Source organism: Kerstersia gyiorum, from assembly GCF_048595715.1.
In the GTDB taxonomy this organism is placed as follows: Bacteria; Pseudomonadota; Gammaproteobacteria; order Burkholderiales; family Burkholderiaceae_B; genus Kerstersia; species Kerstersia gyiorum.
Genome location: NZ_CP169556.1, coordinates 621158 through 646312 on the forward strand (window position 1 = coordinate 621158; position 25155 = coordinate 646312).

The window sequence follows — 25155 nt, forward strand, 5'->3', positions numbered from 1 at the left end:
AATGACCATCAATAAAAGAGTGAGTCGCTTCAACCCCGTCAGCGAGGAATTCGTCAAGGAAGACTTTCCTTTCTACTGGGTCGCACGCCTGAATAACCTGTACGTGCAGCGCATGGAAAAGGCCCTGCGCAAGGTAGGGGCCGACGTGCCCACGTGGCGCGTCCTGTTCATCCTGAAAGAGAACGGCACCTCCAGCATGTCGGAAATCGCCCTGCATGCCGTGGCCAAGCTTTCCACCATTACCAAAATTGTCTACCGCATGAAGGCCGATGGCCTGGTGGATACCATGACGTCCGCCCAGGACGGGCGCGTGACCATCGTGGCGCTGACCGAACGCGGCCAGCAGATGATTACCGAGATGCGCGACGCCACGGCACAGGTCTTTGCCCAGGGCTTCAGTGGCCTGTCTTCGGTCAAGATTGCCCGCCTGAACCAGATGCTCGAACAGATGTTCAACAACCTGCACGATGCCTGAAAGCCGGGTCGGCAGGCGGCCGGACTTGTTGCCGCAGCGCTTGTGTTGCAGAATTTCTCCCTGTCCGTTGATTGGCGGCCGGCGTCCGTGGGCCACGGGCATGGCAGAATGACGGGCTTAGCTTGAAAATCCGGCAACCGGCCATGGGGCTGCTGCCTGCCTATCGGAGAATGAAGATGAAAAAGCAACGCATGCTGTGCGGCCTGCTGGCCGGGCTGTTTCTGGCAGCGGGGGCGCAGGCCCAGGTCAAGGTCGGTGTGGTGACGTCTTCCTCGGGGCCTGTGGCGATGGTGGGCATTCCCCAGAAGAACACGATAGACCTGATGCCGACCCAGGCAGGCGATCTCAGCATTGAATACATGTCGCTGGATGACGCCAGCAATCCCACGGCGGCCGTGACGGCCTACAAGAAGCTGATCGCCGACGGCGTGGATGCCATCATCGGTACCAGCGGCACGCCCAGCTCCCTGGCCGTCATTCCGGTCGTGGCCGAGGCCGGCGTACCCATGCTGGCCCCGGTGGGCAGCGCTTCGGTGATCCAGCCGATGACGGAACAGAAGAAGTGGGTGTTCAAGACCACGCAGAACGACGACGTGATCGCGTCGGCGCTGGTGGACCATATGGTGCGCACCGGCGTCAAGACGCTGGGCTTCATTGGCACGGCCGATCCCTATGGTGAAAGCTGGCTGGCGGTGATCAAGGACCAGGCAGGCAAGGCCGGTATCGAGATCGTTGCCACCGAAAGCTTCCAGCGCCAGGATACCTCGCTGACCGCGCAGGCGATCAAGCTGATTTCGGCCAAGCCCGATGCCATCCTGGTGGGCGCGCCGGGCAGTTCTTCCGTGCTGCCCCAGACCACGCTGGCCGACCAGCGCTACCGCGGCCAGATCTACCAGACCCACGGCGCCGCGCTGAACGATTTCCTCAAGCTGGGCGGCAAGAAAGTGGAGGGCACCATCCTGGCCGCCAGCCTGATGCTGGTGATGGACGAAGTGCCGGACACGCATCCGTCCAAGGCGGTGGCCCGTCAGTACATCGACGCCTACAAGGCGAAGTACGGCCAGGAGCCCGCAACGTTCGGCGCCAATGTCTATGATGCCGGCCTGTTGCTGCAGGCGGCGATTCCAGTGGCGGCGCAAGCCGGCCAGCCGGGCACGGCGGAGTTCCGCCAGGCGTTGCGTGACGCGCTCGAACAGATCCGTGAATTGCCGGCCACCCAGGGGGTGTACAACATGACGCCGCAGGATCACAGCGGCTTTGACGAACGCGGCCGCGAACTGATCACGGTCAAGGACGGCGCCTGGCACCTGGTGCGGGAATAAGGCGTGCAGCAAGACGCCGGGCCGTGTTCCAGGCCCGGCCGTCCGTGAAACCCCGCGCGTCCGCCCGGGCTGTCGCAAGCAGCGGCGGGCGCGCCATCAGTCTACCGATATGTTGAATCCGCAAATCATCGTCCTGCTGGGGCAGGACGGTATCAGCAATGGGGCGATCTACGCCCTGGTGGCGCTGTCCATCATCCTGGTGTTCTCCGTGACACGGGTGCTGCTGATCCCCCTGGGCGAATTCGTCGCCTTCAGCGCACTGACCATGGCCGCCATTCAGTCTGGCCAGGTTGCCATCGGCTGGCTGGTTCTGGCCTTGGCATTGCTGGGAGCGGCGGCTGATGGCTGGGATTTGTGGAAGCGGGCGCGCCGCCGCCAGCGCCGTGTACCCCTGGGCCGCGCCCTGTTGCGGCTCTGTACTATGCCGGCCTATGCGGTGGCGCTGGTGATACTGCTGGCCTGGCTGCCGCTGGCGTCCCTGCCCATGGGCGTGCAGGCGTTGCTGACCCTGGCCGCCATCACGCCGCTGGGCCCCTTGATGTATCGCCTGTTTTTTCAACCCGTGGCCCATGCGTCCGGCTTGCTGCTGATGATTATCGCGATTGCGGTGCACGTCAGTCTGGTTGGCGTCGGACTGCTGGTCTTCGGGCCGGAAGGAATGCGCACCGAGCCGTTCTCCGAGGAAGGCCTGGAGCTGGGCATGGTCTATATCAATAGCCAGACCCTGTGGGTGCTGGGCCTGTCCTGCGTCGCCATTTGCGCGCTCTACCTGCTTTCCACCCGCACGCTGTATGGCAAAGCCCTGCGCGCCACGGCGGTGAACCGCATGGGCGCGCAGCTCATGGGCATTTCGCCGATGCTGGCGGGCCGCATCAGTTTCGGGCTGGCCGCTTTCCTGTGCGCACTTTCCGGCATCATGATCGCGCCGCTGACCACGCTCTACTACGACTCCGGTTTCCTGATCAGCCTGAAGGGATTCGTCGGTGCCATTATCGGCGGCCTGGCAAGCTATCCGGTGGCCGCTGCCGGCGCCATCATTGTTGGCCTGGCCGAAGCCTTTTCCACCTTCTGGGCCAGCAATTACAAGGAAGTGATCGTATTTACACTGATCCTGCCGTTCCTGCTGTGGCGGTCGCTCAATAGCCGCCAGGAAGAGGAACACTGACATGCGCAAGTTTTCTCCCTGGTTGCCTGCCGGCTTGCTGGTTTTGCTGGTTCTGCCGCTGCTGGTGCCCGCCTTCTATGTGACGCTGCTCAATAATATCGGCATGTTCGCGCTGGCGACGCTCGGCCTGGTGCTTCTGACTGGTGTGGCCGGCATGACCAGTTTCGGCCAGGCCGCCTTCGTGGGCGTGGGGGCCTATGCGACGGCTGTGCTGGTCGCGCCTTCGACGCTGGACTTTGGGGCGCGGCTCGGTTCACCCTGGCTGGCGCTGCTGGCCGGCATCGCCGTAACGCTGCTGCTGGCGTTCGTGCTGGGGCAACTGACGCTGAGGTTGTCGGGCCACTATCTGCCGCTGGGAACCATTGCCTGGGGCATGTCCTTCTATTACCTGTTCGGGACGCTGGACGGCCTGGGCGGGCATTCCGGGATTCCCGACCTGCCGCCCTTGCGGATCGCCGGCTTCGAGTTCGGCGACGGGCCACGCATGTATTACCTGATATGGGTCTGTGTGCTGCTGGCCATCTGGCTGGCGCGGAACCTGCTGGCTTCGCGCACCGGGCGGGCGATTCGTGCGCTGCGTGGCGGGCAGGACATGGCAGCGTCGATGGGCGTGGACATCTTTCGCGCCAAAATGACGGTTTTCCTGGTTTCGGCTGGCCTCGCGGCCCTGTCAGGCTGGCTGTATGCCTATACCCAGCGGTTTGTCAGCCCGGCGCCATTCAGCGTCCAGGCCGGCATCGACTATCTGTTCATGGCCCTGCTGGGCGGCGTGGGCAGCCTGTGGGGCGCGGTGGCGGGTTCTGCCGCAGTGGTCCTGCTGCGAGAATGGCTGCAGGACTGGCTGCCGCAGCTGCTGGGCCGCAGCGGCAATTTCGAGAGCATTGTCTTTGGCCTGCTGATCGTGCTGGTCATCCAGCGCTGGCCTGGCGGCATCTGGTCCGCGCTGGCGCGACGCCTGGGGCGCAAGCAACCGTCCGCGCCCGGCCTGGAGCGCCTGCCGGCCGCCAGTGTTGCCACGCCAGCCTTGCCGAGGCGGCCGCATCCCGGGCCCGGCGAGCTTATCCTGGACGTGCGAGGTGTGACGCGCCGCTTCGGTGGCCTGGTGGCCAACCGGGACATGTCGCTGCGCATTGCCTCCGGTGAAATCCTGGCGGTGATCGGGCCCAATGGCGCCGGCAAGAGCACGCTTTTCAACCTGGTGTCCGGCGTGGATACGCCGGACGAAGGTGAAGTGATGTTCCGTGGCCGCCGCATCAACGGCCAGCGGCCGCCCGCGCTTGCTGCGGCGGGGCTGGCGCGAACCTTTCAACACGTGAAGCTGTTGCCGGACATGACGGTGCTGGAAAATACCGCGCTGGGCGCGCATTTGCGCGGCAGCAAGGGTGTCTTCGCGTCGGCGCTGCGCTTGGACGGCGCCGACGAGGCTGCCTTGCTCAACGAAGCCAGGCAGCAGCTTGAACGCGTGGGCCTGGGTGAATTCCTGGGCCGGCCGGCAGGCAGCCTGGCGCTGGGCCAGCAGCGTATCCTGGAAATTGCCCGTGCGCTGTGCGCCGACCCCTGCCTGCTGTTGCTGGATGAACCGGCAGCGGGCTTGCGCCACAAGGAAAAGGAAGCGCTGGCGGTCTTGCTGCGCAAGCTGCGCGCCGAAGGCGTGGCGGTGCTGCTGGTCGAGCACGATATGGATTTCGTGATGGGCCTGGTGGACCGCGTGGTAGTGATGGAGTTCGGGCAGCGGATTGCCGAAGGCCTGCCCGAAGAGGTGCAGCGCGATCCGGCGGTACTGCGCGCATACCTGGGAGGAGTGGAGGAATGAACACACCGGAAGCACAGGATGCAACGAACGCCGCCGGCGTTCCCGCCACCTTGCTGAGCGTGCGCGGCCTGGGCGCTGCATATGGGCATATCGAAGCAGTTTCGGATGTCAGCCTGGAGGTACGCCAGGGCCAGATCGTGACGGTGATAGGCCCGAACGGCGCAGGCAAGACGACCACGCTGGCCGCCCTGATGGGCGTGCTGCCGGCCACCGGCAGCGTGTGCTTCGAGGGCGAGGAATTGCTGGATGAGGGCGTGGAGCAGCATGTGGTGCGGGGGATCGCCCTGGTGCCGGAAACGCGTGCGCTGTTCGCCAGCATGAGCGTCGAGGACAACCTCGAACTGGGGACGTTCCGCTTCCGCCGTCAGGCTCGTCAGGAACGCATGCAGGCGCTGGAGGAAGTCTATGCCCTGTTCCCGCGCCTGAAGGAGCGCCGCCAGCAGGAAGCCGGGACGTTGTCCGGCGGTGAGCGCCAGATGCTGGCGGTAGGGCGGGCCTTGATGGGGCGCCCGCGTCTGCTGATGCTCGACGAACCCAGCCTGGGGCTGGCGCCCCTCATCGTGCGCGATATCTTCCGTATTCTGGTAGAACTGCGCCAGCGCGGTGTTTCCATTCTGCTGGTGGAGCAGAACGCGCGCGCCGCACTGAACGTGGCGGACTACGCCTATGTGCTGGAACTGGGGCGAGTTGCGATGCACGGTCCGGCCAGTGAGCTGGCGCATGATCCGCGCATCGTGGAAACGTATCTGGGCGCGGCCGGCAGGCACCAGCGCGCCCTGGTGTCGGGCTGAAACGGCCAGGTGCCGGGACAATTCCCCGGCACCCGGCCGTGGCTGGTGTCAGCCGATGTGCTGGTTGACGTAGCGCTGTCCGCCGGACTTGAACAGTACCGAGAACAGCAGGCCGAGCAGGGCGCCCGCCAGCGCTACGACGATCCAGCCCAGGCCGTTGTCATACAGCGGCAGGTTTTGGCGCAGGGTTTCTGCCACATGGGCAGGCAGCAGCTTGATGTCGTTCAGGCCGTCGATGAGCCCCATGATGGCAGCGCCCGTGACCGCGCCGATATAGACCGCCTGGCGGCCGCCGAACCATTTGTTGGTGAACACCAGCACGATCAGCGTGATGGCGATCGGGTACAGGAACAGCAGGACGGGCGAGGCGAAGGTCAGAATGGTCGTCAGGCCGAAGTTGGTGATGACCAGGCTCAGCAGGCCCAGCAGGATGACCCAGGCACGATAGGTCAGGCTGGGGAAAATACGGCTGAAGTATTCGGCGACGGAAGCCAGGCAGGCGATGGCCGTCGTCAGGCCCGTGAGGAAAATGACGGTTGCGAGCATCACGACGCCCAGGCGGCCCATCAGCAGGTCAACGATACGCGTCAGCGCTTCGCCGCCGTTGCTGGAGACACCCAGCACGCTGGCGCTGCTGGCGCCCATGCCGGCCAGGGACAGCTGGATCAGGGCGAGTGCCACCACGGCGAAAATGCCGGAGCGCACGAACAGGCCGGTCATGTGCTTGGCGTCGATGCCGGCGTAATGCGCGGCGTCCAGGAAGATCTTGCCGAACACGAAGGCGGCCAGCACATCCATGGTGTAGTAGCCCTGCGTGAAGCCCTTGCTGAAGGCAAAGTCGATATACGGGCCGGAAGGTTCGCGGAAATCGCCGATGGGGTCGAAGTAGGCGACCAGCACAATGACCAGCAGCAGGATAAGGAAGATGGGCGTCAGGATATTGCCGATGCGCTTGACGAACTTCTTGGGTTCCAGCGACAGGTAGATCGTGGCCCAGATGAACAGCACGGAAAACACCAGCAAGGCCCATTGCATGTAATTGGCGACGATATTTTCCGAGAGGAAGGGCGTCACGGTGATTTCATACACCACGGCTGCGGTACGGGGCACCACGTAAATCGGGCCCAGCGTCATGAACAGCAGGATGGAGAAGAACACGGCAAAGCCTGGGCTGACCCGGCCCGACAGTTTCTCGACGCTGCCGCCGGAAATCGAGAGCGCCATGATGGCCAGCAAGACCAGGCCCACGCCGGTGATCAGGAAGCCCGACATGGCGACCCAGGTATTGGTGCCGGCGGCCTGGCCCAGCGGAGGGGCGAAGATGATATTGCCCGCTCCCAGGAACATGGAAAACAGGAAAAACGATAGTGCAAGGAACTGCCGGAAGCTGATGGGTTGGGACATGTTCGGTGTACCTGTTTTTATTGGAAAGGCCGCATGAGCGGCCGGATGCGGCGGGCAGTGCCGGAGCCGGACTCAGCGACTGGTGTGCAGCAAGCTTGCGGTTTGAAAGACGGGAATGCCGCTGTGGCAGGGCGCTTCAGGAGAAGCTGCCGGCCATCTTGAAGCGGGTGACGGCGTAGGGGGAAAGCTCCTTGGGAGAGGTGCCGGCGCTCATCTTCTGGCTGATGAGCTGAGCGGAGATGGCGGCCAGCGTGATGCCCATGTGCTGGTGGCCGAAGGCAAAACCGATATTGGGGTGGTGCGGGTGCGTGTCGATGACCGGCAGCGAATCGGGCAGCGTCGGGCGCCGGCCCATCCATTCCTCGGCGGCGGGCAGCGCGGTACGGGTCTGGGGCAGAATGCCGCCCAGGTGATGGCGTAGTGAATCGAAGCGGGCCGGCTGGGGCGGCAGGTCCACGCCGCCCAGTTCGCTGAAGCCCACGATGCGCAGGCCGCTGTCGAGTTGGCTGATGAAGACATTGCGGTCTGCCGAGCAGATCGGCCCCTGCAGCAGGCCTCGTGTTTCAGGCAGGTGCAGGTGGTAGCCGCGTTCGGCCATCAGGGGAATGCTGACGCCGAACTGGCGCAGCAGGCGGGCGCTGTAGGCACCGGCGCATACCAGGGCCTGCCCGGCCAGAATGTCCTGTCCAGCGCTGACTCGGACCTGGCCGTTTTCGGCGCGTATGCGGCTGACGGCATGCTTGATGAAGTTGCCGCCACGCTGGCGGAAGGCCGCGAACAGCGCCTGGGCCAGCCAGTAGGGGTCCTGCAGGCGATGGGCATGGGGCAGTACGACCGCATGATTGATGGTTTCGCGCAAAGCCGGCTCCAGGCTGGCGGTTTCTTCCTTGCCGATCAGCCGGGCCTCTATGCCCCATTTCTGGTAGAACTCGGCTTCCTGCGCTGCGGCCGCCTGTCCCGAGGCGTTTTCCCAGACGCGCAGATAATGCGAAGCCACCAGATGCCCGGCCAGGTTTTCGTCGGCCAGAATGCGTTGCCAGGCCGGTACGGCCTGGCGGTTGATCCAGGCCAGCGCCGAACGGGCATGGGCCACCTGGGCCGGGCGGGCTGCCAGTGCGAAGCGCGTCATCCAGGGCAGACTGTTGCCCAGGTTGGCGGCTGGCACGGCCAGTGCGCCATGGCGGCGCATCAGCAGGGCCGGAGCGCTCTTGATGGTGCTCCAGGTAGAAAGCGGGTCCACCAGTTCGGTGGCGATGAAACCGGCATTGCCGAAGGTGGCGCCCAGGCCGGGCTCGTCCTGGTCGACCAGGGTGACCTGGTAGCCGCGCTTGAGGAACTCCAGCGCGGAGCACAGGCCGAGCATCCCGGCACCGACGATGATGCAGGTCTTGTCATTTTTCATACATGCTTCCGAAGAAAGCGCCGGAGTGTAAGGGATGGCCGGCGCCAGGCAGGGCGTACAGGAAGGAAAACCGCTGTATCAGCGTGCTTCCCGCATGTAGGAGTCAAATGCGAGGGAGGCGGCGGCGATGTCTTCCAACGCGGTGCCGACAGCCTTGTATACGGTGATTTCCCGGGCGTCGCGGCGGCCGGGATGCTGGCCGCGGCACAGTTCTTCCAGGTTGGCTGCCACGGCTTCGGGCTTGAGCGTGCCGGCCTTGATGGCTTCGAGCAGGTCGCCGGCCTTCATCAGCGCTTCAGGCGTATCGACGAAGGTGGTGGCGTGGCGGAAGCATTCCGGATCGCTTTCGATCATGGTGGGCGTGAAGCTGCCGATAAGGTCCAGGTGCGTGCCGGGTTGCAGCCAGGCGCCGTGAATGAGTGGCGCATTGGACAGGGTGGCGCAAGTGACGATGTCGGCTTCCCGCACCGCACTTTCCAGGTCGGTGGCGACGCTGGCCCGCAGGCCGCTGGCTTCGAGCTGGCTGACCAGGCGGGCGGCGGCCTCGGCGTTGATGTCCCAGACCTGTACGGTATCTATGGGACGTACGCAGCGGTAGGCGTCGGCGAGCAGGCTGGCCACGCGGCCCGCGCCTACGACCAGCAGGCGGTGGGCATCGGGGCGGCTGAGCCAGCGCGCCGCCAGGGCGGACGCGGCGGCAGTGCGGCGCGAGGTGATGACGTCACCGTCGAGGATGGACAGCGGCTTGCCGGTGGCGGCGTCATACAGGATGAAGACCGAATGCAGGCCGGGCAGGCCTTTTGCCTGGTTGCCGGGGAAGATGGAGACGGTCTTGATGCCCAGGCGCTTGCCGCTTTGCCATGCGGGCATCAGCAACATGATCCCGCCGTTGTCGCCATCGGCACCTTCGACGCTATGGTTGTGGCGCAGGGGAACCGTGCATCCTTCGATGAACATCTGCTCGATGGCATCAATCAGGCCCGGGAAAGGCAGGTGTTGAAGAGTCTGGGCTTGATTTAAGGTTTGCACGTGATCTACCATCGTTGACGCGGTTCAATGCGCTCTGGGCGCATTTAAATTTTCGTATCAGAAATATATTTTCGTATCGGAAAAAACCATATAGGGGTTTTCCCATGGGTTCCTGTGTGCGCCTGGGCTGCACACTTCGGGTGAGTGAGATGGCTTTACAGAACAAGAATGTCGCCCCTGTTTTCCGTCAGGAGCCGGAAATCAATGTCCTGGCAGGCAAGCTGCGCAGCCTGCGCCGGTCGGCCAAGCTGACGCTGCAGCAGCTCAGCGAGCGCTCTGGAATTTCGATCTCGGCCCTGTCGAAAATAGAAAACGGGCAGTTGTCCCCCACCTACGAGAAAATCGCCGCGCTGGCCAACGGGCTGGCGGTGAATGTCAGCGAGCTGTTCAGCAGCGAGTTGGCCGGGCAGGAGACGACCCGGCCGGGTCGGCGCAGCGTGACCTACCGGGGCCAGGGCGTCATTCATGATGCCCCCCAGTACATCTACGAAATTCTCAATGCCGACCTCGCGGACAAGCGCTTCATCCCCTTGCTGACTACCATCAAGGCGCGGGATTCGGCCGAATTCCCGGAACTGTTGCGGCACGATGGCGAGGAATTCATCTACGTGCTGGACGGCTGTGTGGTGCTGCATACCGACAGTTATGCGCCGCTGACGCTGCAGGCCGGGGATTCCTGTTATTTCGACAGCACGATGGGGCACGTCTGCGTCTCCAGCGGGGATGCAGATGCCACGATATTGTGGGTCTGTTCGCACCCGACGCTGCGCTGAAGCCGGCATGCAGCGTCGGGATATATGTTGCTGCCGGGCCGCATATTTGTCAGCAGCCCCCATTTGACGATAAAATGCCAGATTAGCCCTGGAAATGGGCCTGGTTTGGTTGCCGGTTGCCGTCCGTCGAATCTGGATTGTTCGGATGCGCGGGGGCTGCCGTGTCGATTTTTCTTTTGCCTTGAACTGCCAAGGGCGCAAGCCTGGGCCGGGAGAGGCTGACTGCTTACTACCGGAGTTTCTATCATGGCAGAACGTAAACGCGTACGCCGCAACACCCTGGAGCGTCGTTGCCTGGGCAAGGCTTTCAAGCGTCTTTTCATCAAGTCGCCCAAGAGCGTGTTCAAGATGCTGGAAAAGGTGAAGCGCGTCTAATCGACGGCTTCTGCCTGGTTGTCCACTGCTACGGCAAGCGGACGACACCTGAAAAAGCGGGCTTCATGCCCGCTTTTTTGCGTCTGCGGCCAAGGGGGCGTGCCAGTGTCTGCGGCAAGTGGCCGCGCAGCCATGCCGCCAGGTGCGGCCGGATTGATTTTTTACAAAAACAACGCAGAAAAAAAGACTGGGGAAGGCGGGGCCAGGAGCGGGAAGGGGCATAATGTTGCCATCAAAAGCGAATGTTTTTCATTTGCTTTAAGGTGTATGTAAGGATTGCCTGATGCTGGTCCCTTTTCTCATTATGCTGCGCGAAGGCCTGGAGGCGGCGCTGATCGTTGGCATCGTCGCCAATTATCTGCATCACACGGGTCGGCGCGCCCTATTGCCCGCGGTACTGCTGGGCATCTTGCTGGCAGTGGCACTCTCTTTGCTGGCAGGCGCTGGCCTGCAGTGGGCGGCCGCCGAGTTCCCGCAGAAACAGCAGGAACTGTTCGAAGGCTGCGTGGGCCTGATTGCTGTCGGCGTGCTGACTGGCATGGTGTTCTGGATGCGCAATGCCGCTGCCGCCGTCAAGCGCGGCCTGGAGTCCTCGGTGGAGCATGCCGTGGCCCGGGGCATGGGCGGCTGGGCGCTGGTGGGAATGGTCTTTCTGGCCGTGGCCCGGGAAGGCCTGGAATCGGTGTTCTTCCTGCTGGCCGTGTTCCAGCAAAGCCAGGATTGGCAGGCGCCGGTCGGCGCGTTGGCCGGCATCCTGGTATCGGTCGTCCTGGGCTGGGGAATCTATGCGGGCGGGTTACGGCTGAATTTACGTCGCTTTTTCCGCTATACGGGGCTTTTCGTCCTGGTGGTGGCGGCGGGGCTGCTGGCGGGTTCGCTGCGCAAGTTCCACGAGGCAGGCGTGTGGAATATTGGCCAGCAGGTGCTGTTCGATATTGGCGAGTGGCTGCCCATGGACAGCCCGCTGGGCACCATTCTGGCGGGCGTCCTGGGCTATCAGTCTGCTCCTGTATTGAGCGAAGTGCTGGTCTATGTCGTGTATCTGGTGGTGGCGCTGTGGCTGTTCCTGCGGCCGGTTGCCCGTCCCGCCGCTGCACCGGTAGCGGCGCCGGGGGACGCCATGCAGCCGGCCGTCAATGCAAGCGTACCCGTGGCGGGCAATCTGCCGGCATGGCGGCCCTGGATCATCCTGGGCGCCTTGCTGGTGCTGGCCAGCGGCGCGGCGTTCTATGCCGCTACCCTCGCGGTACGGGCGCGGCCGGCTGCGCCCCAGGGTACGCAAGTCACCATTACCATCGCCGGGCGCGAATGCACGCCCAATACCGTCGAAGTTCCCGCCGGGCTGACCACGTTCACCATCATCAACCAGACCGCGCGTGCGCTGGAGTGGGAAATCCTGGATGGTGTGATGGTCGTGGACGAGCGCGAGAACATTGCGCCGGGCTTTACCCAGACACTTCGGACGCGGCTCAAGCCGGGTAGCTATCAAATGACTTGCGGCCTGCTTAGCAACCCCAGGGGCACGCTGGTCGTGGTGCCGTCAGAGGCGTCACGCGCGGCGGCAGCCCGGCCGGAGTTGGTGCAGTACGTGGGCATGCTGGCCGAGTACCAGGTGTTCCAGCGCCTGTCGCTGCGCCAGGCGCAGCGCGAACTGGCGGCGGCCGGCGAGGCGCTGGCCGGTGGCGATGCGGCCATGGCGTTGCAACATGCCGCCACGGCGCGCGCGGCCTATGCGCATCTGCGGCCGCTGGTGGCGCAGTTTGCCGGGATTGATGCCGTACTGGAGCCGGGCCTGGATGCGGATACGGGTTTTGCCGGCCTGATGTCGCGCTTGCGTGATGAAGCGGCGTCTCCCGGGGCGGCGGCACTGCTGCCGCCGCTGGAACAGGCGCTGGCGGCTTTGCAATCGCAAGCTGCCGGGCTTGAGGCGACCCCGGCGCGTCTGGTGCGGCGCACTGCAGCCGATTTGCGTGCCTGGGCCGATATGGCGGAAAACGCGTCGGCCTGGGTGCCGCTGCAGGGGGCGTATGCAGGCGGGCAGCGGGTTGCCACCTTGTTGCTGCCCTTGCTGGCGGACGCCGATCCCGAGCAGGGAATGGCCTTGAAACGGGCCTTCGAAGAGGCTGGGGAAGCCTTGTGCGATGCGGGCCAGTGCCGCGGCATCAGCCTGGATGCACCCGATACGCTGGCTTTGTCGCGCGCTGGCGGTTTCATGCGTGCGGCGACTGAGCAATTGACCAGGGCGGCGACATCCCTGGGCCTGGAGGAAGAGCAGTAATGAGTGATCACGGAGGTTGCAAACAGGACGACCGGCAGCCGGAAGGGGGCTCGCCCAGCGCGCCGGGACGGCGGGACATGCTGCGCCGCCTGGGGCTGGCGGGGATGGCGGGTGTGGCAGGTTCGGCGGCGCCGGCTTTTGCGGCGGCGCAGGCCGGCGGTACCACCGCCCATGCGAACCCGCACGACGCGGATGCCTTTGCGCAGCGCCATGACTGGCGCGGTCCGCATCAAGCGGGCATCGCCACGCCTCGTCCACTGGCCGGCATGGTGGCCGCATTCCATGTGCTGGCAGAGGATCGCACCGAGCTGGCGCGCCTGTTTCGCACGCTGAGTGAACGCATCGCCTTCCTGACGCAGGGAGGCGTGCCGCCAGCGCTGAACACGCGCCTGCCGCCTGCGGATTCGGGCATCCTCGGGCCAGTGATACGGCCGGATGCCCTGACGATCACCGTGGCGGTCGGGGATTCGCTATTCGATGAGCGCTACGGGCTGGCCGCTGCCAAGCCCCGGCATCTGCAACGCATGGCGCGTCATCCCAATGATGCCCTCAATGCCAGCCTGTGCCATGGCGACCTGGCGCTGCAGATTTGCGCGAATACGCCCGACACCATCATTCACGCCCTGCGCGACATCATCAAGAACATGCCCGACCTGCTGGTGTTGTCCTGGAAACAGGAGGGCAGCGTGGCGCCTACGGTGCCGGACCCTGGGCATACCGAGCCGGCCAGCGCCCGCAACTTTCTGGGCTTCCGGGATGGTTCGGCCAATCCGGGCGCCGGGGATGCGTCAGAGATGGAGCGCGTGGTCTGGGTGCAGGCCGGCCAGGGCGAGCCGGTCTGGGCCGTAGGTGGCAGCTATATGGCGGTGCGCATCATCCGCAATTTCGTGGAGCGCTGGGACCGCACCCCGCTGGGCGAACAGGAGGCCATCATCGGCCGCCGGCGCGACAGCGGCGCGCCGCTCGACGCAGCGGCGGGCGCATCGGAATTCGGTTCACCGGATTACCGGCACGATCCCGACGGCGAGCGGACGCCGTTGGATGCGCATATTCGCCTGGCCAATCCCGCAACCCGCGCCCATGCCGGGCAGGGCAATCTGATGCTGCGCCGTGGCTACAACTACTCCAACGGTGTGACCCGTTCCGGCCAGCTGGACATGGGGTTGTTGTTCATCTGTTTCCAGTCCAACCTGGAGCAAGGCTTCCTGGCCGTGCAGCGGCGCCTTGATGGCGAGCCGCTGGAGGAATACATCAAGCCCATCGGCGGCGGCTTCTTCTTCGTTCTGCCCGGCGTGACGGAGCCGGGCGACTGGCTGGGCCGCAGCCTGCTGGAGGCTGGCGCATGAGGTGGAGGAGGCCCGCGCCTGGCATGGCCTGTATCCGGCTGCCTGCCACATGGCAATACGTGGCAGGCAGCCCTGGTGTCCTGTTTTCTTTTCATTGAAACCAAGAGGGGTCGCAACCCATGAACTACCGACGTTTTTTCATTTCCGCATGCGTGGCCGGTGTGGCCGGCCTGACATCCCTGGGCGCCAGCGCCGAAGTGGCGCCGCTGCAACTGGTGCAGCCGGTGGCCGAGTACAAGCTGTACGTCATCGAAAATGCCGGCGACCTCGTCAAGCAGACCAAGGCGTTTACGGACGCGGTCAAGAGTGGTGATGTCGAGAAGGCCAAGGCGCTGTATGCCCCGACGCGTACTTACTACGAGAAGATCGAGCCGGTTGCCGAACTGTTCAGCGACCTGGATTTCGCCATTGACTCGCGCGCCGACGACCACGAAAAGGAGGAACAGGACCCGGCATTCGGTGGCTTCCACCGCATCGAATACGGTCTGTGGTCACAGCAATCGGCCGCTGGCCTGGCGCCGGTCGCCGCCAAGCTGCAAGCCGATGTCGAGGCGCTGGAACAACGCCTGGTCGACCTGACCTTCCCGCCGGAAAAAGTCGTGGGCGGCGCGGCGGCGCTGATGGAAGAAGTGGCGGCCACCAAGATTTCCGGAGAGGAAAACCGTTATAGCCAGACTGACCTGTGGGACTTTCAGGCCAATTTCGAAGGTGCCTACAAGATCGTGGACCTGCTGCGTCCGCTGGTTGCCAAGGAAGATGCGGCTTTCCTGGCCAAGACTGATGCCAATTTCAAGGTCGTGTTCGATACGCTGGCGAAGTACCGTACTGCTGATGGCGGCTTCGAGAGCTATGGCAAGCTGAGCGATACCGACCGCAAGGTGTTGGCGGCGCGCGTCAATACGCTGGCCGAAGACCTGTCGCAATTGCGCGGCCTGCTCGGCCTGGATTGAGGTCGACAGTGCCCGGCGGCGCAGCCTGCCGGGCTGCCGCCGTCATGGTCTCGTGGCCTGCCGGGTTTCAGTGCAGGGTGACGCCCGGCGGGAGCGCATCGTCGTCCTCGTCGTCGTCATCCTCTTCATCGTCGTCCGGCAATTCGGCTTCGGTGAAGCCGAAGGGCAGCAGTTCCGCCAGGTCGTCGGACACATCGGCGACATCGCCTTCCTGGTCCAGTTTCACGAAACGGGCGCCTTCCTCATCACTGATCTGGATAGCCCACAGGAACACGCAGTCATAGAGCGCGTGGGGGTCGTCTTCCACGCCACCCCGGGAGCCCAGCCACTGGGCTTGCTCGCCCCCCATCTGGATATGCATGGTTTCCTCGTCGGCCTCTTCCTCGGGCGCCAGGGGGATGCCGAAGGCCACCCATTCCATGCCGTTTTCGGCAATGCCCGTCTCGGCGAAGACCGGCTTGCCGCTGTAGGCCGTCAGGGCGTCTGCGGTCTTGGCCAGCAGCTCGCGTTCTTCTTCGGTAAAGCGGAAAGCGTCGTTGTCATGCATGGTGGAAACTCTTGTCTGGGACGAAACTCGTTCTTGGCAGGCGCCATCATAGCGCGGCTGGCCGGTGCGCGCGTGGCGCAGGAAAAGACTGCGGCCCCGGTAGCCAGGCAATGGCCTGGCCAGCGGGGCCGGCGGGCAGGGCGCTGGCGTTTTACTTCAGGGCCTTGTAGCGCAGGCGCCGGGGCTGGGCATCTTCGCCCAGGCGGCGCTTCTTGTCCGCTTCATATTCCTGGTAGTTGCCATCGAAGAACTCGACATGCGAATCGCCCTCGAAGGCCAGGATATGCGTGGCGATGCGGTCCAGGAACCAACGATCGTGGCTGATCACCAGTACGCTGCCAGGGAATTCCAGCAAGGCATCTTCCAGGGCGCGCAGGGTTTCCACGTCGAGGTCGTTGGACGGTTCATCCAGCAGCAGCACGTTACCGCCGGCGATCAGCGTCTTGGCCAGGTGCAGCCGGCCGCGTTCACCGCCGGATAGTTGGCCGACCTGCTTGTTCTGGTCGCCACCCTTGAAGTTGAAGCGGCCCAGGTAGGCACGCGCCGCCATTTCGAATTTGCCGACCGTGAGGATATCCGCACCGTTGGAAACGGCGTCGAACACGGTCTTGCCGTCTTCCAGCGAGCCGCGCGACTGGTCGACGTAGGCCAGGCGTACTGTCTGGCCGATATTCACGTCGCCGCTGTCGGGCTTTTCCTGGCCGGCGATCATGCGGAACAGCGTGGATTTACCTGCGCCGTTGGGGCCGATGATGCCGACGATGGCACCGGCTGGAATCTTGAAGCTCAAGTTCTCGATTAGCAGGCGGTCGCCATAGCCCTTGTTGACGTTGTTGAACTCGATGACTTCATTGCCCAGGCGCTCGCCCACGGGAATGAAAATTTCCTGGGTTTCGTTGCGCTTCTGGTACTCATGCGAGGACAGTTCCTCGAAGCGGGCCAGGCGCGCCTTGGCCTTGGCCTGGCGGCCCTTGGGGTTCTGGCGCACCCATTCCAGTTCCTTGCGTATGGTTTTCTGGCGTGCCGATTCGGTGGCCTCTTCCTGCTCCAGGCGCTTTTCCTTCTGTTCCAGCCAGGAGCTGTAGTTGCCTTTCCAGGGAATGCCATGGCCGCGGTCCAGTTCGAGGATCCATTCGGCGGCGTTGTCGAGGAAGTAACGGTCGTGGGTGACGGCAACCACGGTGCCGGGGAACTTGTGCAGGAACTGTTCCAGCCATTCGACGCTTTCGGCATCCAGGTGGTTGGTCGGTTCGTCGAGCAGCAGCATGTCGGGCTTGGACAGCAGCAGGCGGCACAGCGCCACGCGGCGTTTTTCACCGCCGGACAGCTTGCCGACATTGGCATCCCAGGGCGGCAGGCGCAGCGCATCGGCGGCGATTTCCATCTGGGTTTCGATATCGTCGGAGCCGCTGGTGGCGGCAGCAGCGATGATCGCTTCCAGCTCGGCCTGTTCGGCGGCCAGCTTGTCGAAATCGGCGTCTTCGTCGGCGTAGGCGGCATAGACTTCGTCCAGGCGGCGGCGGGCCTGGAACACGGCGCCCAGGCCTTCTTCGACGGACTGGCGAACGTTGTGTTCCGGGTTGAGCTGCGGTTCCTGGGGCAGGTAGCCGATGTTCAGCCCCGGCATGGGAATGGCTTCGCCTTCGATATCCTTATCGAGGCCGGCCATGATGCGCAGCAGCGTCGATTTGCCGGAGCCGTTCAGGCCAAGCACGCCGATCTTGGCGCCAGGGAAGAAAGACAGGGAAATATCGCGCAGGATCTGGCGCTTGGGCGGCACGATCTTGCCGACCCGGTTCATGGTGAATACGTATTGAGCCATAAGCTTGTCGAGGGAAACCCTGGAAGGGAACTGGGAAGCGCCCATTGTAGGCGGGACGCAGGCGCAATGCACCCATCGCCGGCAGGGGCCGGATGCAACAGCGCCGGCCCCGGATATCATCCCGGGCCGGCGCTGGCGGCGTTGCTGGCCTGGGGCACCGGCTGCTGACGCAAGCGGGTACCCAGGTATGCGTTCAGTCCTTGTAGATCATCGGGACACGCTTGACGTTGCACAGCAGTTCATACGAAATGGTGCCAGCTCCCGCTGCGACCTGATTGATGTCCACCAGCGGCCCCCAGAGCTGCACAGCGCTGCCGATGCCGGCTTCGGGCAGATCGCTCAGGTCGATGGTCAGCATGTCCATGGAGACGCGCCCGACCAGGCGTGCCGGCTTGCCGTCCACGGCAACCGGGGTGCCGTTGGGGGCAGTGCGCGGATAGCCGTCGGCATAGCCGATGGCCACCAGGCCGATGCGGGTGGGCTGATCGGCCACGAAGCGGGCGCCATAGCCCAGGGCTTCGCCCGGTTGCAGGATGCGGGTGGCGAAGACCTGGCTTTTCAGGCTCATGACAGGCCGCAGGCCATGGGAAGCTTGTGGCATCGGGTCGGCGCCGTAGAGCAGGATGCCGGGCCGCGCCCATTCACAGTGTGCCTGGGGCCAGGCCAAGGTGGCTGCCGAGTTGCTGAGGCTGCGCGCGCAGCCCAGGCGCTGTGCGACGGCCTGGAATTGTGCAATTTGCCGCAGGGTGGCGGGCTGGTCCGGTTCGTCTGCCTGCGCCAGGTGCGAAATCAGTGTGATCTCGCCTACGTTTCGACAGGCGCGCAGGCGGGCATGCACCGCGTCGGCCTGCTCTGGCGCGAAGCCGGCGCGGTGCATGCCGGTATCTATCTTCAGCCAGACATGCAGGGCCGCAGCGCCGGTAGCTGCGCGGGCCGCGTCTTCGATCAGACGCAGTTGTGATTCCTGGTGCACGACCATCCACAAGTCGTGACCCTGGGCCAATTGCAGGTCATCAGCGTCGAAGATGCCTTCGAGCAGCAGGATGGGATGCCGTATGCCTGCTTCGCGCAGCACCAGCGCTTCTTCGAGGAAGGCCACGGCATAGCCGTCGGCCTCGGCTGCGAGCGCCTGTGCGCAACGTACGGCGCCATGGCCGTAGGCATTGGCCTTAAGTACGGCCAGCGCCTTGCCGCCATGCAGGTGTTTGGCCACCCGGTAGTTGTGCCGCAGGGCATCGAGGTCGATCAGGGCAAAAGAGGGGCGCATCAGTCTGGCCTATCGGGTTTGATTGGCAGGGGAAGTGGTGGCAGGTGCGCTGCGACGCTGCTGGTAGCGGTCCAGTGCCAGGCCTTCGGTGCTGATTTCCGGTTCGCGGCCGCTGACGAGGTCCGCCATCAGTCGTCCGGAACCGCAGGCCATGGTCCATCCCAGCGTACCGTGGCCGGTATTCAGGAACAGGTTGGGATATCGGGTGGCACCAATGATGGGCGTGCTGTCAGGGGTCATGGGGCGCAGGCCGGTCCAGAAGGTCGCGGCGGGTACATCGCCGCCGGGGAACAAATCCTTGACGACCATTTCCAGCGTGGCGCGGCGGCGCGGGTCCAGCCTCAGGTCGAACCCGGCCAGTTCGGCCATGCCGCCCACGCGGATGCGCTGATCGAAGCGGGTGACGGCGATTTTATAGGTTTCGTCCAGCACCGTCGATTGCGGTGCCAGCGCAGGGTCGATCAGCGGTACGGTCAGGGAATAGCCCTTGACGGGGTAGACCGGTAGGTCCAGTTCCAGCGGCTGCAGCATGGCGCGCGAATAGCTGCCCAGCGCCAGCACATAGCGGTCGGCCTGGAAGACCTGCTGCCCGGAACGCACGCCGGTGATGCGGCCGCCTTCGACCTGCAGGCCGTCGATGGGGGTGTTCCAGTGGAATTCCACGCCTTCGCGGGCGGCGATCTCGGCCAGCGCACGAGTGAACAGGTGGCAGTCGCCGGTTTCGTCGTTGGGCAGGCGCAGGCCGCCGGTGAGACGGTCCTTGGCCTGGGCCAGAGCCGGTTCCACGCGCGGCAGTTCATCGGGCGTCAGCAGTTCATATGGCACGCCGCATTCCTGCAGCACGGCGATATCGCGTTGCACGGCTTCGATCTGCGCCTGGTTGCGGAACAGTTGCAGCGTGCCGCCGGTGCGGTGTTCGTATTGGATGCCGGTGTCGGCGCGCAGCTGGCGCAGGCAGTCGCGGCTGTACTCCGCGACGCGCGTCATGCGCTCTTTATTGATCGCATAGTGTTCGGCGTTGCAGTTGCGCAGCATGTCCAGCATCCAGCGCAGCTGGTACATGCTGCCGTCCAGCCGGATGGCCAGGGGCGCATGTTTCTGGAACAGCCACTTGACTGCCTTGAGCGGAATGCCCGGCGCTGCCCAGGGCGTGGAATACCCCGGGGAAATCTGGCCTGCGTTGCCGAAACTGGTTTCATCGGCGGCACCCGCCGCGCGGTCGATCAGGGTGACCTGCATACCGGCGCGTGCAAGATAGTACGCGCTGGTGACGCCAATCACGCCGCCGCCGAGGACTATGACTTTCATGGGAAAAACTCCGTTCTATGGCTTCCGGGCGGCCTGCTGCGGCCGTCACGTTCTACCTATGCAAAAGCCTCTGCATTGAGGTATGGGGGCGGCGCGGATAGCCAGGGGCTGGGCGCGCCGCACGGTAATCACTTCACTGCTGCTGCAACAGGCTCTTCTTGCGGCCGTACAGCGCGTAAACGACCAGGCCGATGGCGCTCCAGATGAAGAACCACATCAGGGTCTTCGTGGGCAAACTGAAGAACAGGTAGAGGCAGCCGCCCATGGCGCCCAGGCCGACCACCCAGACCAGCGGGGCGCGGAAGCGGCGTACTCGGTTGGGTTCGCGCTTGCGCATGACCAGCAGGCTGGCGCCCACGGCGACGAAGGCCATCAGGGTGCCCGCGTTGGCGAGCGCAGCGATTTCGTCCAGGCGGGCGACGCCCGCCAGGCTGGCCACCAGTACCGTGGTCATCAGGGTGATGGCGACCGGGGTGCCGGTCTTCGGGTTGACCGAAGCCAGTTGCTTGGGCAGCAGGCCGTCACGCGCCATCACGAAGAAGATCCGGCTCTGGCCATACAGGAAGGCCAGCAAGACTGTCGGCAGCGCGATGACGGCTGCGCCAGCAATGACGACTGCCATTTTTTCCTGGCCGATATTGCGCAGGATCAGGGCCAGGGGTTCGGCGCTGTTGCCCAGTGCCAGATAGCTCATGGCGCCCAGCGCAGCCAGCGAAACAATGATGTAAATGGTGGTGCAGCCCAGCAGGGAACCAACGATGCCGATGGCCAGGTCGCGGTCGGGGTTCTTGGCTTCTTCGGCCGCGGTGGCGACGGCATCGAAGCCGGCGTAGGCAAAGAACACGATGGCGGCGGCTGCCATGACGCCACGTTCCACGCCGTCCTCGCCTACGGATTTGAAGAAGCCGTAGGGCATGAAGGGTTCGATATTGGTGACGTCGAAGTGCCGTATGGCGATGAAGACGAACAGCGCCAGTGCGGAAAGCTTGATCAGGACCAGGACGGCATTGAAGGTAGCGCTTTCCTTGGTGCCGCGGATCAGCAGGCCGGCAACCAGGAAGGTGATGAGCACGGCAGGCAGATTGATGACTCCGCCAGCATCAGGCCCGGCGGAAATGGCCAGGGGCAGGTTGATGCCCATGCCGGTCAGGAAGCCGACCATATAGCCGGACCAGCCCACTGCGACGGTACTGACGATGAGCGAGTATTCGAGGATCAGGCACCAGCCCACCACCCAGGCGACGATTTCCCCGAGGGCGACGTAGGAGTAGGTATAGGCCCCGCCGGCGGCGGGCATCATCGTTGCCATTTCGGCATAGGCCAGGGCCGCGCAGACGCAGACCAGCCCGGCCACCATGAAGGACAGCAGGACAGCCGGGCCGGCGCGCTCGGCGCCGACACCGACCAGGGTGAAGATACCGGTACCCACGATGGCGCCGATACCCAGCGCCACGAGGTGTACCCATGTCAGGGACCTTACCAGGCGATGCCCGGGGGCGTGCTGCGTCAGGGTATCCAGCGATTTACGTCGAAACATTCATGTCTCCATTCTTATGATTGTGCTGACAGGGGCCAGGCACACGCTCTGCCATTGCATGCCGGCCCGAGTGAGGCGGGCCGGCATGCAATGGCAGAGCGGGGCTAGACTGGCGCCTCAGGCTCCTCCGCCAGCCTGGTCGCATTCATGGCATCAGGTTTGTTCTGATTGCCATTCCCATTCATTGCGCAGCTGCAAGAGAACTTGCCTGACGGCCACGGTGGCCGCAGCGGAGGCGGTCTCGTGGTGCGGCCAGTGCTGCGCATGGCAGGGCCTAGTTTTTTGCATCGGTGGCGGCGGGTTTTGTGTCCCACTGCTGTCAAAGCGTAAAAAATCCAGTAAAAACAGGATTGTATGGCTTTGATGGCAGTTTATTTAACTAAAATGATAGGTAAATAAAGTGAATATTGCTGGGGGAGAAATCGGCCGTGAATGATAAAAGTGAAAAACACTCCCTGGACCGCATGGATAGGAAAATCCTCGCCATCCTGCAACGCCAGGGACGTATCCCGATGACGGAGCTTGCTACCCTGGTGGGCCTGTCGACGACCCCATGCGCCGAGCGTGTGCGGCGCATGGAACGGGCCGGGGTCATTACCGGCTATCACGCCAGTGTGTCGCCCGAAGCGCTGGGCAAGCCCTTGCTGGTTTTCGTCGAGCTGCGCCTGTCGTCGAAATCCGAGGAAATTTTCGAGAAGGTTCGCAAGGAATTGATGCTGGTGCCGGACGTGCAGGCCTGCCATCTGGTCGCAGGCAGCTTCGATTATCTGGTCAAGGCGAGGCTGGGCGGCATGCGTGAATACCGGCGCTTGTTGGGCGATATCCTCAAGAAGCTGCCGGTGGCGGCCGAATCCCACAGTTATATCGTCATGGAAGAGATCAAGGAAACCCTGGCCCTGAACATCTAGGGAGCCGCGCCAGGCACGCCGCGTGCGGTTGCAACCGGTAGATGTACAGTCATGGCCCTGCCACCTTGGCTGCCTAGACTTGCGCTTTTCGTCCACTTTGGTGCCTTGTTCCATGAAAATCGCGCAACTATCTCTGACCCTTGCCATGTCAGTCCTGCTGGCTGCCTGTCATTCATCGGATGACGATGTGAATGATCCGACACAGCCGCCGGTCGAGGAACCCGGCAACGGCGGGGAAAATCCCGGCAACGGCGGTGAAACACCGGAACCCGAGCCGAAGCCCGAACCCGAGCCTGCCGTTCTGCTGCAGGAGAGCTTTGCCGGCACGGCCTTGCCCGACGGCTGGAAGCAGAACAACGGCGCGAGCGGTGCTGCCTATGTCAAGGATGGTGCGCTGTTTGTCGATGGCCGTGGTGACAACTACACGGCAACGGCTGTCACGCTGCCCTTGCCGGCCACCCAGAATTTCCGTCTGGAGGCCGAATTCACGGTCACTGCCGCCAACAACAATTCGCGCTGGGTATCCTTTATGTACCGGGTGTCGGATACGGCGAACCTGGAACCGTACTACCAGGCGGCATTCCGCCAGAATGCCGCGGCCTCGAATGGTACGGAACTGGCCTATCGCAGCAACAATGCCTGGAACGTGACGCATACGGCGGCGTTCTCCGAAGCGCTGGATGCCGGCAAGACCTACAAGGTGGCTATCGAAGCCTACAATGGCCGAGTGCGCCAGTATCTCGATGGTGTGCTGCTGCACGATGCGGAAATCAGTGATGTCCGACCCGGCACCTTCGGTATCCAGGCCGCAGGCGCGGTGATCCGTGTCGAGGAAATCACCATCAAGGAACAACTCAAGGCGCTTCCCAGTATGGGCGATATCTATCCGACGCCGCAGGTGGAGAGCGGCGTGGTCATGGCGCCGACGTTGATTGCGGCCCATGATGCTGCGGGTGCCGAGCCTGGCGGCGCGGGCGGGGTGCTGCTTGCCCTGGATGCTTCCCTGAACCTGGCGAGCGCAGGTGGCCAGAGTGCGGGTACCCTGGCGCAATTGCTGGATCAAGGCCCGGCGGCACTGCCTGCATTGCGGATTGCCGACAAGCAGACGGTCGAGGCACTGGCGCTGGTCGCCACCGAGCGCAACCTGGTGGACCTCACGCTGATTTCTGGCGATGCCAGCCTGCTGTCCCTGGCGCGTGAGCACATTCCGATGGCGCGTACGGCGCTGGACCTGAGTCAATCGGCGCTGCGCAATACGCGCCAGGACCTGCTGGCAGTCGTGCAGCAGACCAACCGTTCCGGCAGCAAGATCGCCATCCTGCCTGAGCGCATGGTGGAACGCGATGCCGTTGCCTACCTGCAGCGCATGCTGATCACGCCGTGGGCCGTGTCGGAAAATACGACGCCGCAGCTGGCCGCGCAGATCCTGACGACGGGTATCAACGGCATCATCACGCCGGATGTCGACGTCTTCACGGCATTGCTGCAACGCTTCCCGGCCAACACCCTGCTGCGCAAGCCGCTGGTGGTCGGCCATCGTGGCGTTCCTTCGCAAGTGGACGAAAATACGCTGGAAGGCGCCGTGAAGGCTGTCGAATTGGGCGCTGATGCGGTCGAGTCGGATATCTACCTGACCACGGACAACCGCCTGGTCATCATCCACGATGACACGCTGGACCGCACGACAACCGGCACCGGTAGTGTGGAAAGCTACTCCCTGGCTGAATTGCAGGCCTTGCGCACCAAGCCCCAGGGCCTGGCGATTCCGACCCTCGACGAATTTTTCGAGGCCTTGCGCGGCAAGCCCGTGACGCAATTCGTTGAAATCAAGACGGCCAATCCGAACATCATTGCCCCGCTCAAGGCGTTGATCGAAAAGCATGGTGTTCAGGATCAGGTCATCGTGATCTCGTTCCACCAGGACCAGCTGCGCCGCATGCGCGACATCATGCCGGAAATGTCGGCAGGCCTGCTGACCAGCACGCCTGCCGGCTCCACCGCTGCGGTACTGCGCAGTATCCTGGCCGGTACGCAGGCCATGTCGTCCACTTTCAACCCCAGCTATGGCAACCTGAGCGGTGAGATCATGGAGGCGGCCAAGCATCGCGGCACGACCTTCTGGCCGTGGACTTTCCGTGATCAGGCCGTGGCTGAAAACTACTACCTTTACGGCACCAATGGCCTGACGACGGATTACGCGCAATGGTTCAGCGAGTATGCGGTGCAGGTGGCGCCGGTCTCGGCCGCCCCGGTGCTGGCGCAGAACACGCCGGCTGCGCTGGCGGTGGCGTTGCAGCTTCAGAATGGCAGGACTGCCTCCGCACAGAGTTCGTCCATGGTGGTGGTGGACAGTACGGCCAGCTACCGCGATGAAGCGGGGCAGCTGATCTTCACCAGTGCCGGTCAGGCGACGGTGCTGGTTGGCCATACCCAAAAGCTGGGCGGGGAGCGCCAGTACACGATCTTCTCCGAGCCGGTGGTCGTGACGGTGCAGTAAGGCTATCTGAAGGGAAATGAAAAGCGGCGCGGGGAGTCATCCACGCGCCGCTTTTTGCCTGACCACGGGCCTAAGCGCAAGCCTCGGCCTTCAGGCCGAGGTCAAGCGAGGCATTATCCATACGGCGCCGCAGGCGCCCCCGTATG

General features: G+C 63.9%; 19 protein-coding genes and 1 pseudogene. 12 read left to right on the plus strand and 8 right to left on the minus strand.

Going from position 1 to position 25155, the window contains the following annotated elements; translation table 11 throughout:
* Position 1: 1 nt before the first annotated feature.
* From ACEW7X_RS02730 to ACEW7X_RS02750, 5 genes are all read left to right on the plus strand, one after another.
* Positions 2-475, plus strand: a complete 474-nt coding sequence (locus tag ACEW7X_RS02730) for a MarR family winged helix-turn-helix transcriptional regulator (protein ID WP_068374292.1) — start codon at positions 2-4, stop codon at positions 473-475.
* A 170-nt stretch (positions 476-645) separates the two neighbouring features.
* Positions 646-1797: an ABC transporter substrate-binding protein gene (locus ACEW7X_RS02735; RefSeq protein ID WP_372726472.1), complete on the plus strand. Its 1152-nt coding sequence runs from the start codon at positions 646-648 to the stop codon at positions 1795-1797.
* 112 nt (positions 1798-1909) lie between these two features.
* A complete protein-coding gene (locus ACEW7X_RS02740; protein WP_068374513.1) occupies positions 1910-2962 on the plus strand; it encodes a branched-chain amino acid ABC transporter permease in 1053 nt (350 codons plus the stop codon).
* A 1-nt stretch (position 2963) separates the two neighbouring features.
* Positions 2964-4775, plus strand: a complete 1812-nt coding sequence (locus tag ACEW7X_RS02745) for an ABC transporter permease subunit (protein ID WP_134838049.1) — start codon at positions 2964-2966, stop codon at positions 4773-4775.
* Entirely contained in the window at positions 4772-5566 is a 795-nt protein-coding gene (locus tag ACEW7X_RS02750; RefSeq protein ID WP_068374286.1) for an ABC transporter ATP-binding protein, read from the plus strand. Before ACEW7X_RS02745 ends, ACEW7X_RS02750 begins: the two co-directional genes overlap by 4 nt.
* 48 nt (positions 5567-5614) lie before the next feature.
* Here the strand turns inward: ACEW7X_RS02750 and brnQ are convergent, their stop codons facing one another.
* The 3 genes from brnQ to ACEW7X_RS02765 form a co-directional block, all read right to left on the minus strand.
* Positions 5615-6970 carry a branched-chain amino acid transport system II carrier protein gene (brnQ, locus tag ACEW7X_RS02755; protein WP_068374283.1) on the minus strand — a complete coding sequence of 452 codons (1356 nt, stop codon included), beginning with the start codon at positions 6968-6970 and terminating at the stop codon, positions 5615-5617.
* A 136-nt stretch (positions 6971-7106) separates the two neighbouring features.
* A complete protein-coding gene (locus tag ACEW7X_RS02760; protein ID WP_127773170.1) occupies positions 7107-8372 on the minus strand; it encodes an NAD(P)/FAD-dependent oxidoreductase in 1266 nt (421 codons plus the stop codon).
* A 78-nt stretch (positions 8373-8450) separates the two neighbouring features.
* Entirely contained in the window at positions 8451-9401 is a 951-nt protein-coding gene (locus ACEW7X_RS02765; RefSeq protein WP_420177578.1) for an ornithine cyclodeaminase family protein, read from the minus strand.
* A 149-nt stretch (positions 9402-9550) separates the two neighbouring features.
* Here ACEW7X_RS02765 and ACEW7X_RS02770 point away from each other — a divergent pair, with 149 nt between their 5' ends.
* The 5 genes from ACEW7X_RS02770 to efeO all read left to right on the plus strand — a co-directional run bounded on the left by ACEW7X_RS02770 (position 9551) and on the right by efeO (position 15123).
* Positions 9551-10174, plus strand: a complete 624-nt coding sequence (locus tag ACEW7X_RS02770; protein WP_068374274.1) for a helix-turn-helix domain-containing protein — start codon at positions 9551-9553, stop codon at positions 10172-10174.
* Positions 10175-10420: 246 nt separating this feature from the next.
* Entirely contained in the window at positions 10421-10549 is a 129-nt protein-coding gene (locus ACEW7X_RS02775; RefSeq protein WP_257741111.1) for a hypothetical protein, read from the plus strand.
* Between the two features lie 283 nt (positions 10550-10832).
* On the plus strand, positions 10833-12827 hold the full coding sequence (efeU, locus tag ACEW7X_RS02780) for an iron uptake transporter permease EfeU (RefSeq protein WP_083969734.1): 1995 nt from the start codon (positions 10833-10835) through the stop codon (positions 12825-12827).
* Positions 12827-14173, plus strand: a complete 1347-nt coding sequence (gene efeB / locus ACEW7X_RS02785) for an iron uptake transporter deferrochelatase/peroxidase subunit (protein ID WP_420177579.1) — start codon at positions 12827-12829, stop codon at positions 14171-14173. The genes efeU and efeB overlap by 1 nt, the downstream gene beginning before the upstream one ends.
* Before the next feature lie 119 nt (positions 14174-14292).
* Positions 14293-15123 (plus strand): iron uptake system protein EfeO, encoded by an 831-nt coding sequence (efeO, locus tag ACEW7X_RS02790; RefSeq protein WP_068374268.1) that lies wholly within the window; start codon positions 14293-14295, stop codon positions 15121-15123.
* Between the two features lie 94 nt (positions 15124-15217).
* Here efeO and ACEW7X_RS02795 read toward each other — a convergent pair.
* The 5 genes and pseudogenes from ACEW7X_RS02795 to ACEW7X_RS02815 form a co-directional block, all read right to left on the minus strand.
* Positions 15218-15670, minus strand: a pseudogene (locus ACEW7X_RS02795) (hypothetical protein); the annotation flags it as partial.
* Positions 15671-15821: 151 nt separating this feature from the next.
* Positions 15822-17492, minus strand: a complete 1671-nt coding sequence (gene ettA / locus ACEW7X_RS02800) for an energy-dependent translational throttle protein EttA (protein WP_068374262.1) — start codon at positions 17490-17492, stop codon at positions 15822-15824.
* A gap of 193 nt (positions 17493-17685) precedes the next feature.
* Positions 17686-18759 carry an alanine racemase gene (alr, locus tag ACEW7X_RS02805; RefSeq protein ID WP_420177580.1) on the minus strand — a complete coding sequence of 358 codons (1074 nt, stop codon included), beginning with the start codon at positions 18757-18759 and terminating at the stop codon, positions 17686-17688.
* A 9-nt stretch (positions 18760-18768) separates the two neighbouring features.
* A complete protein-coding gene (locus ACEW7X_RS02810; protein WP_420177581.1) occupies positions 18769-20067 on the minus strand; it encodes a D-amino acid dehydrogenase in 1299 nt (432 codons plus the stop codon).
* A 133-nt stretch (positions 20068-20200) separates the two neighbouring features.
* A complete protein-coding gene (locus ACEW7X_RS02815) occupies positions 20201-21604 on the minus strand; it encodes an amino acid permease (RefSeq protein ID WP_068374254.1) in 1404 nt (467 codons plus the stop codon).
* A gap of 464 nt (positions 21605-22068) precedes the next feature.
* On the opposite strand from ACEW7X_RS02815, the gene ACEW7X_RS02820 reads away from it, so the two are divergent.
* Together ACEW7X_RS02820 and ACEW7X_RS02825 are read left to right on the plus strand one after the other, a co-directional pair.
* The gene (locus ACEW7X_RS02820; RefSeq protein WP_068374510.1) at positions 22069-22512 is read left to right on the plus strand and encodes a winged helix-turn-helix transcriptional regulator; all 444 of its coding nucleotides are present in this window, start codon (positions 22069-22071) and stop codon (positions 22510-22512) included.
* A 112-nt stretch (positions 22513-22624) separates the two neighbouring features.
* Positions 22625-25009, plus strand: coding sequence for a glycerophosphodiester phosphodiesterase family protein (locus ACEW7X_RS02825; protein ID WP_068374251.1), 2385 nt, complete (start codon positions 22625-22627; stop codon positions 25007-25009).
* Positions 25010-25155 lie beyond the last annotated feature (146 nt).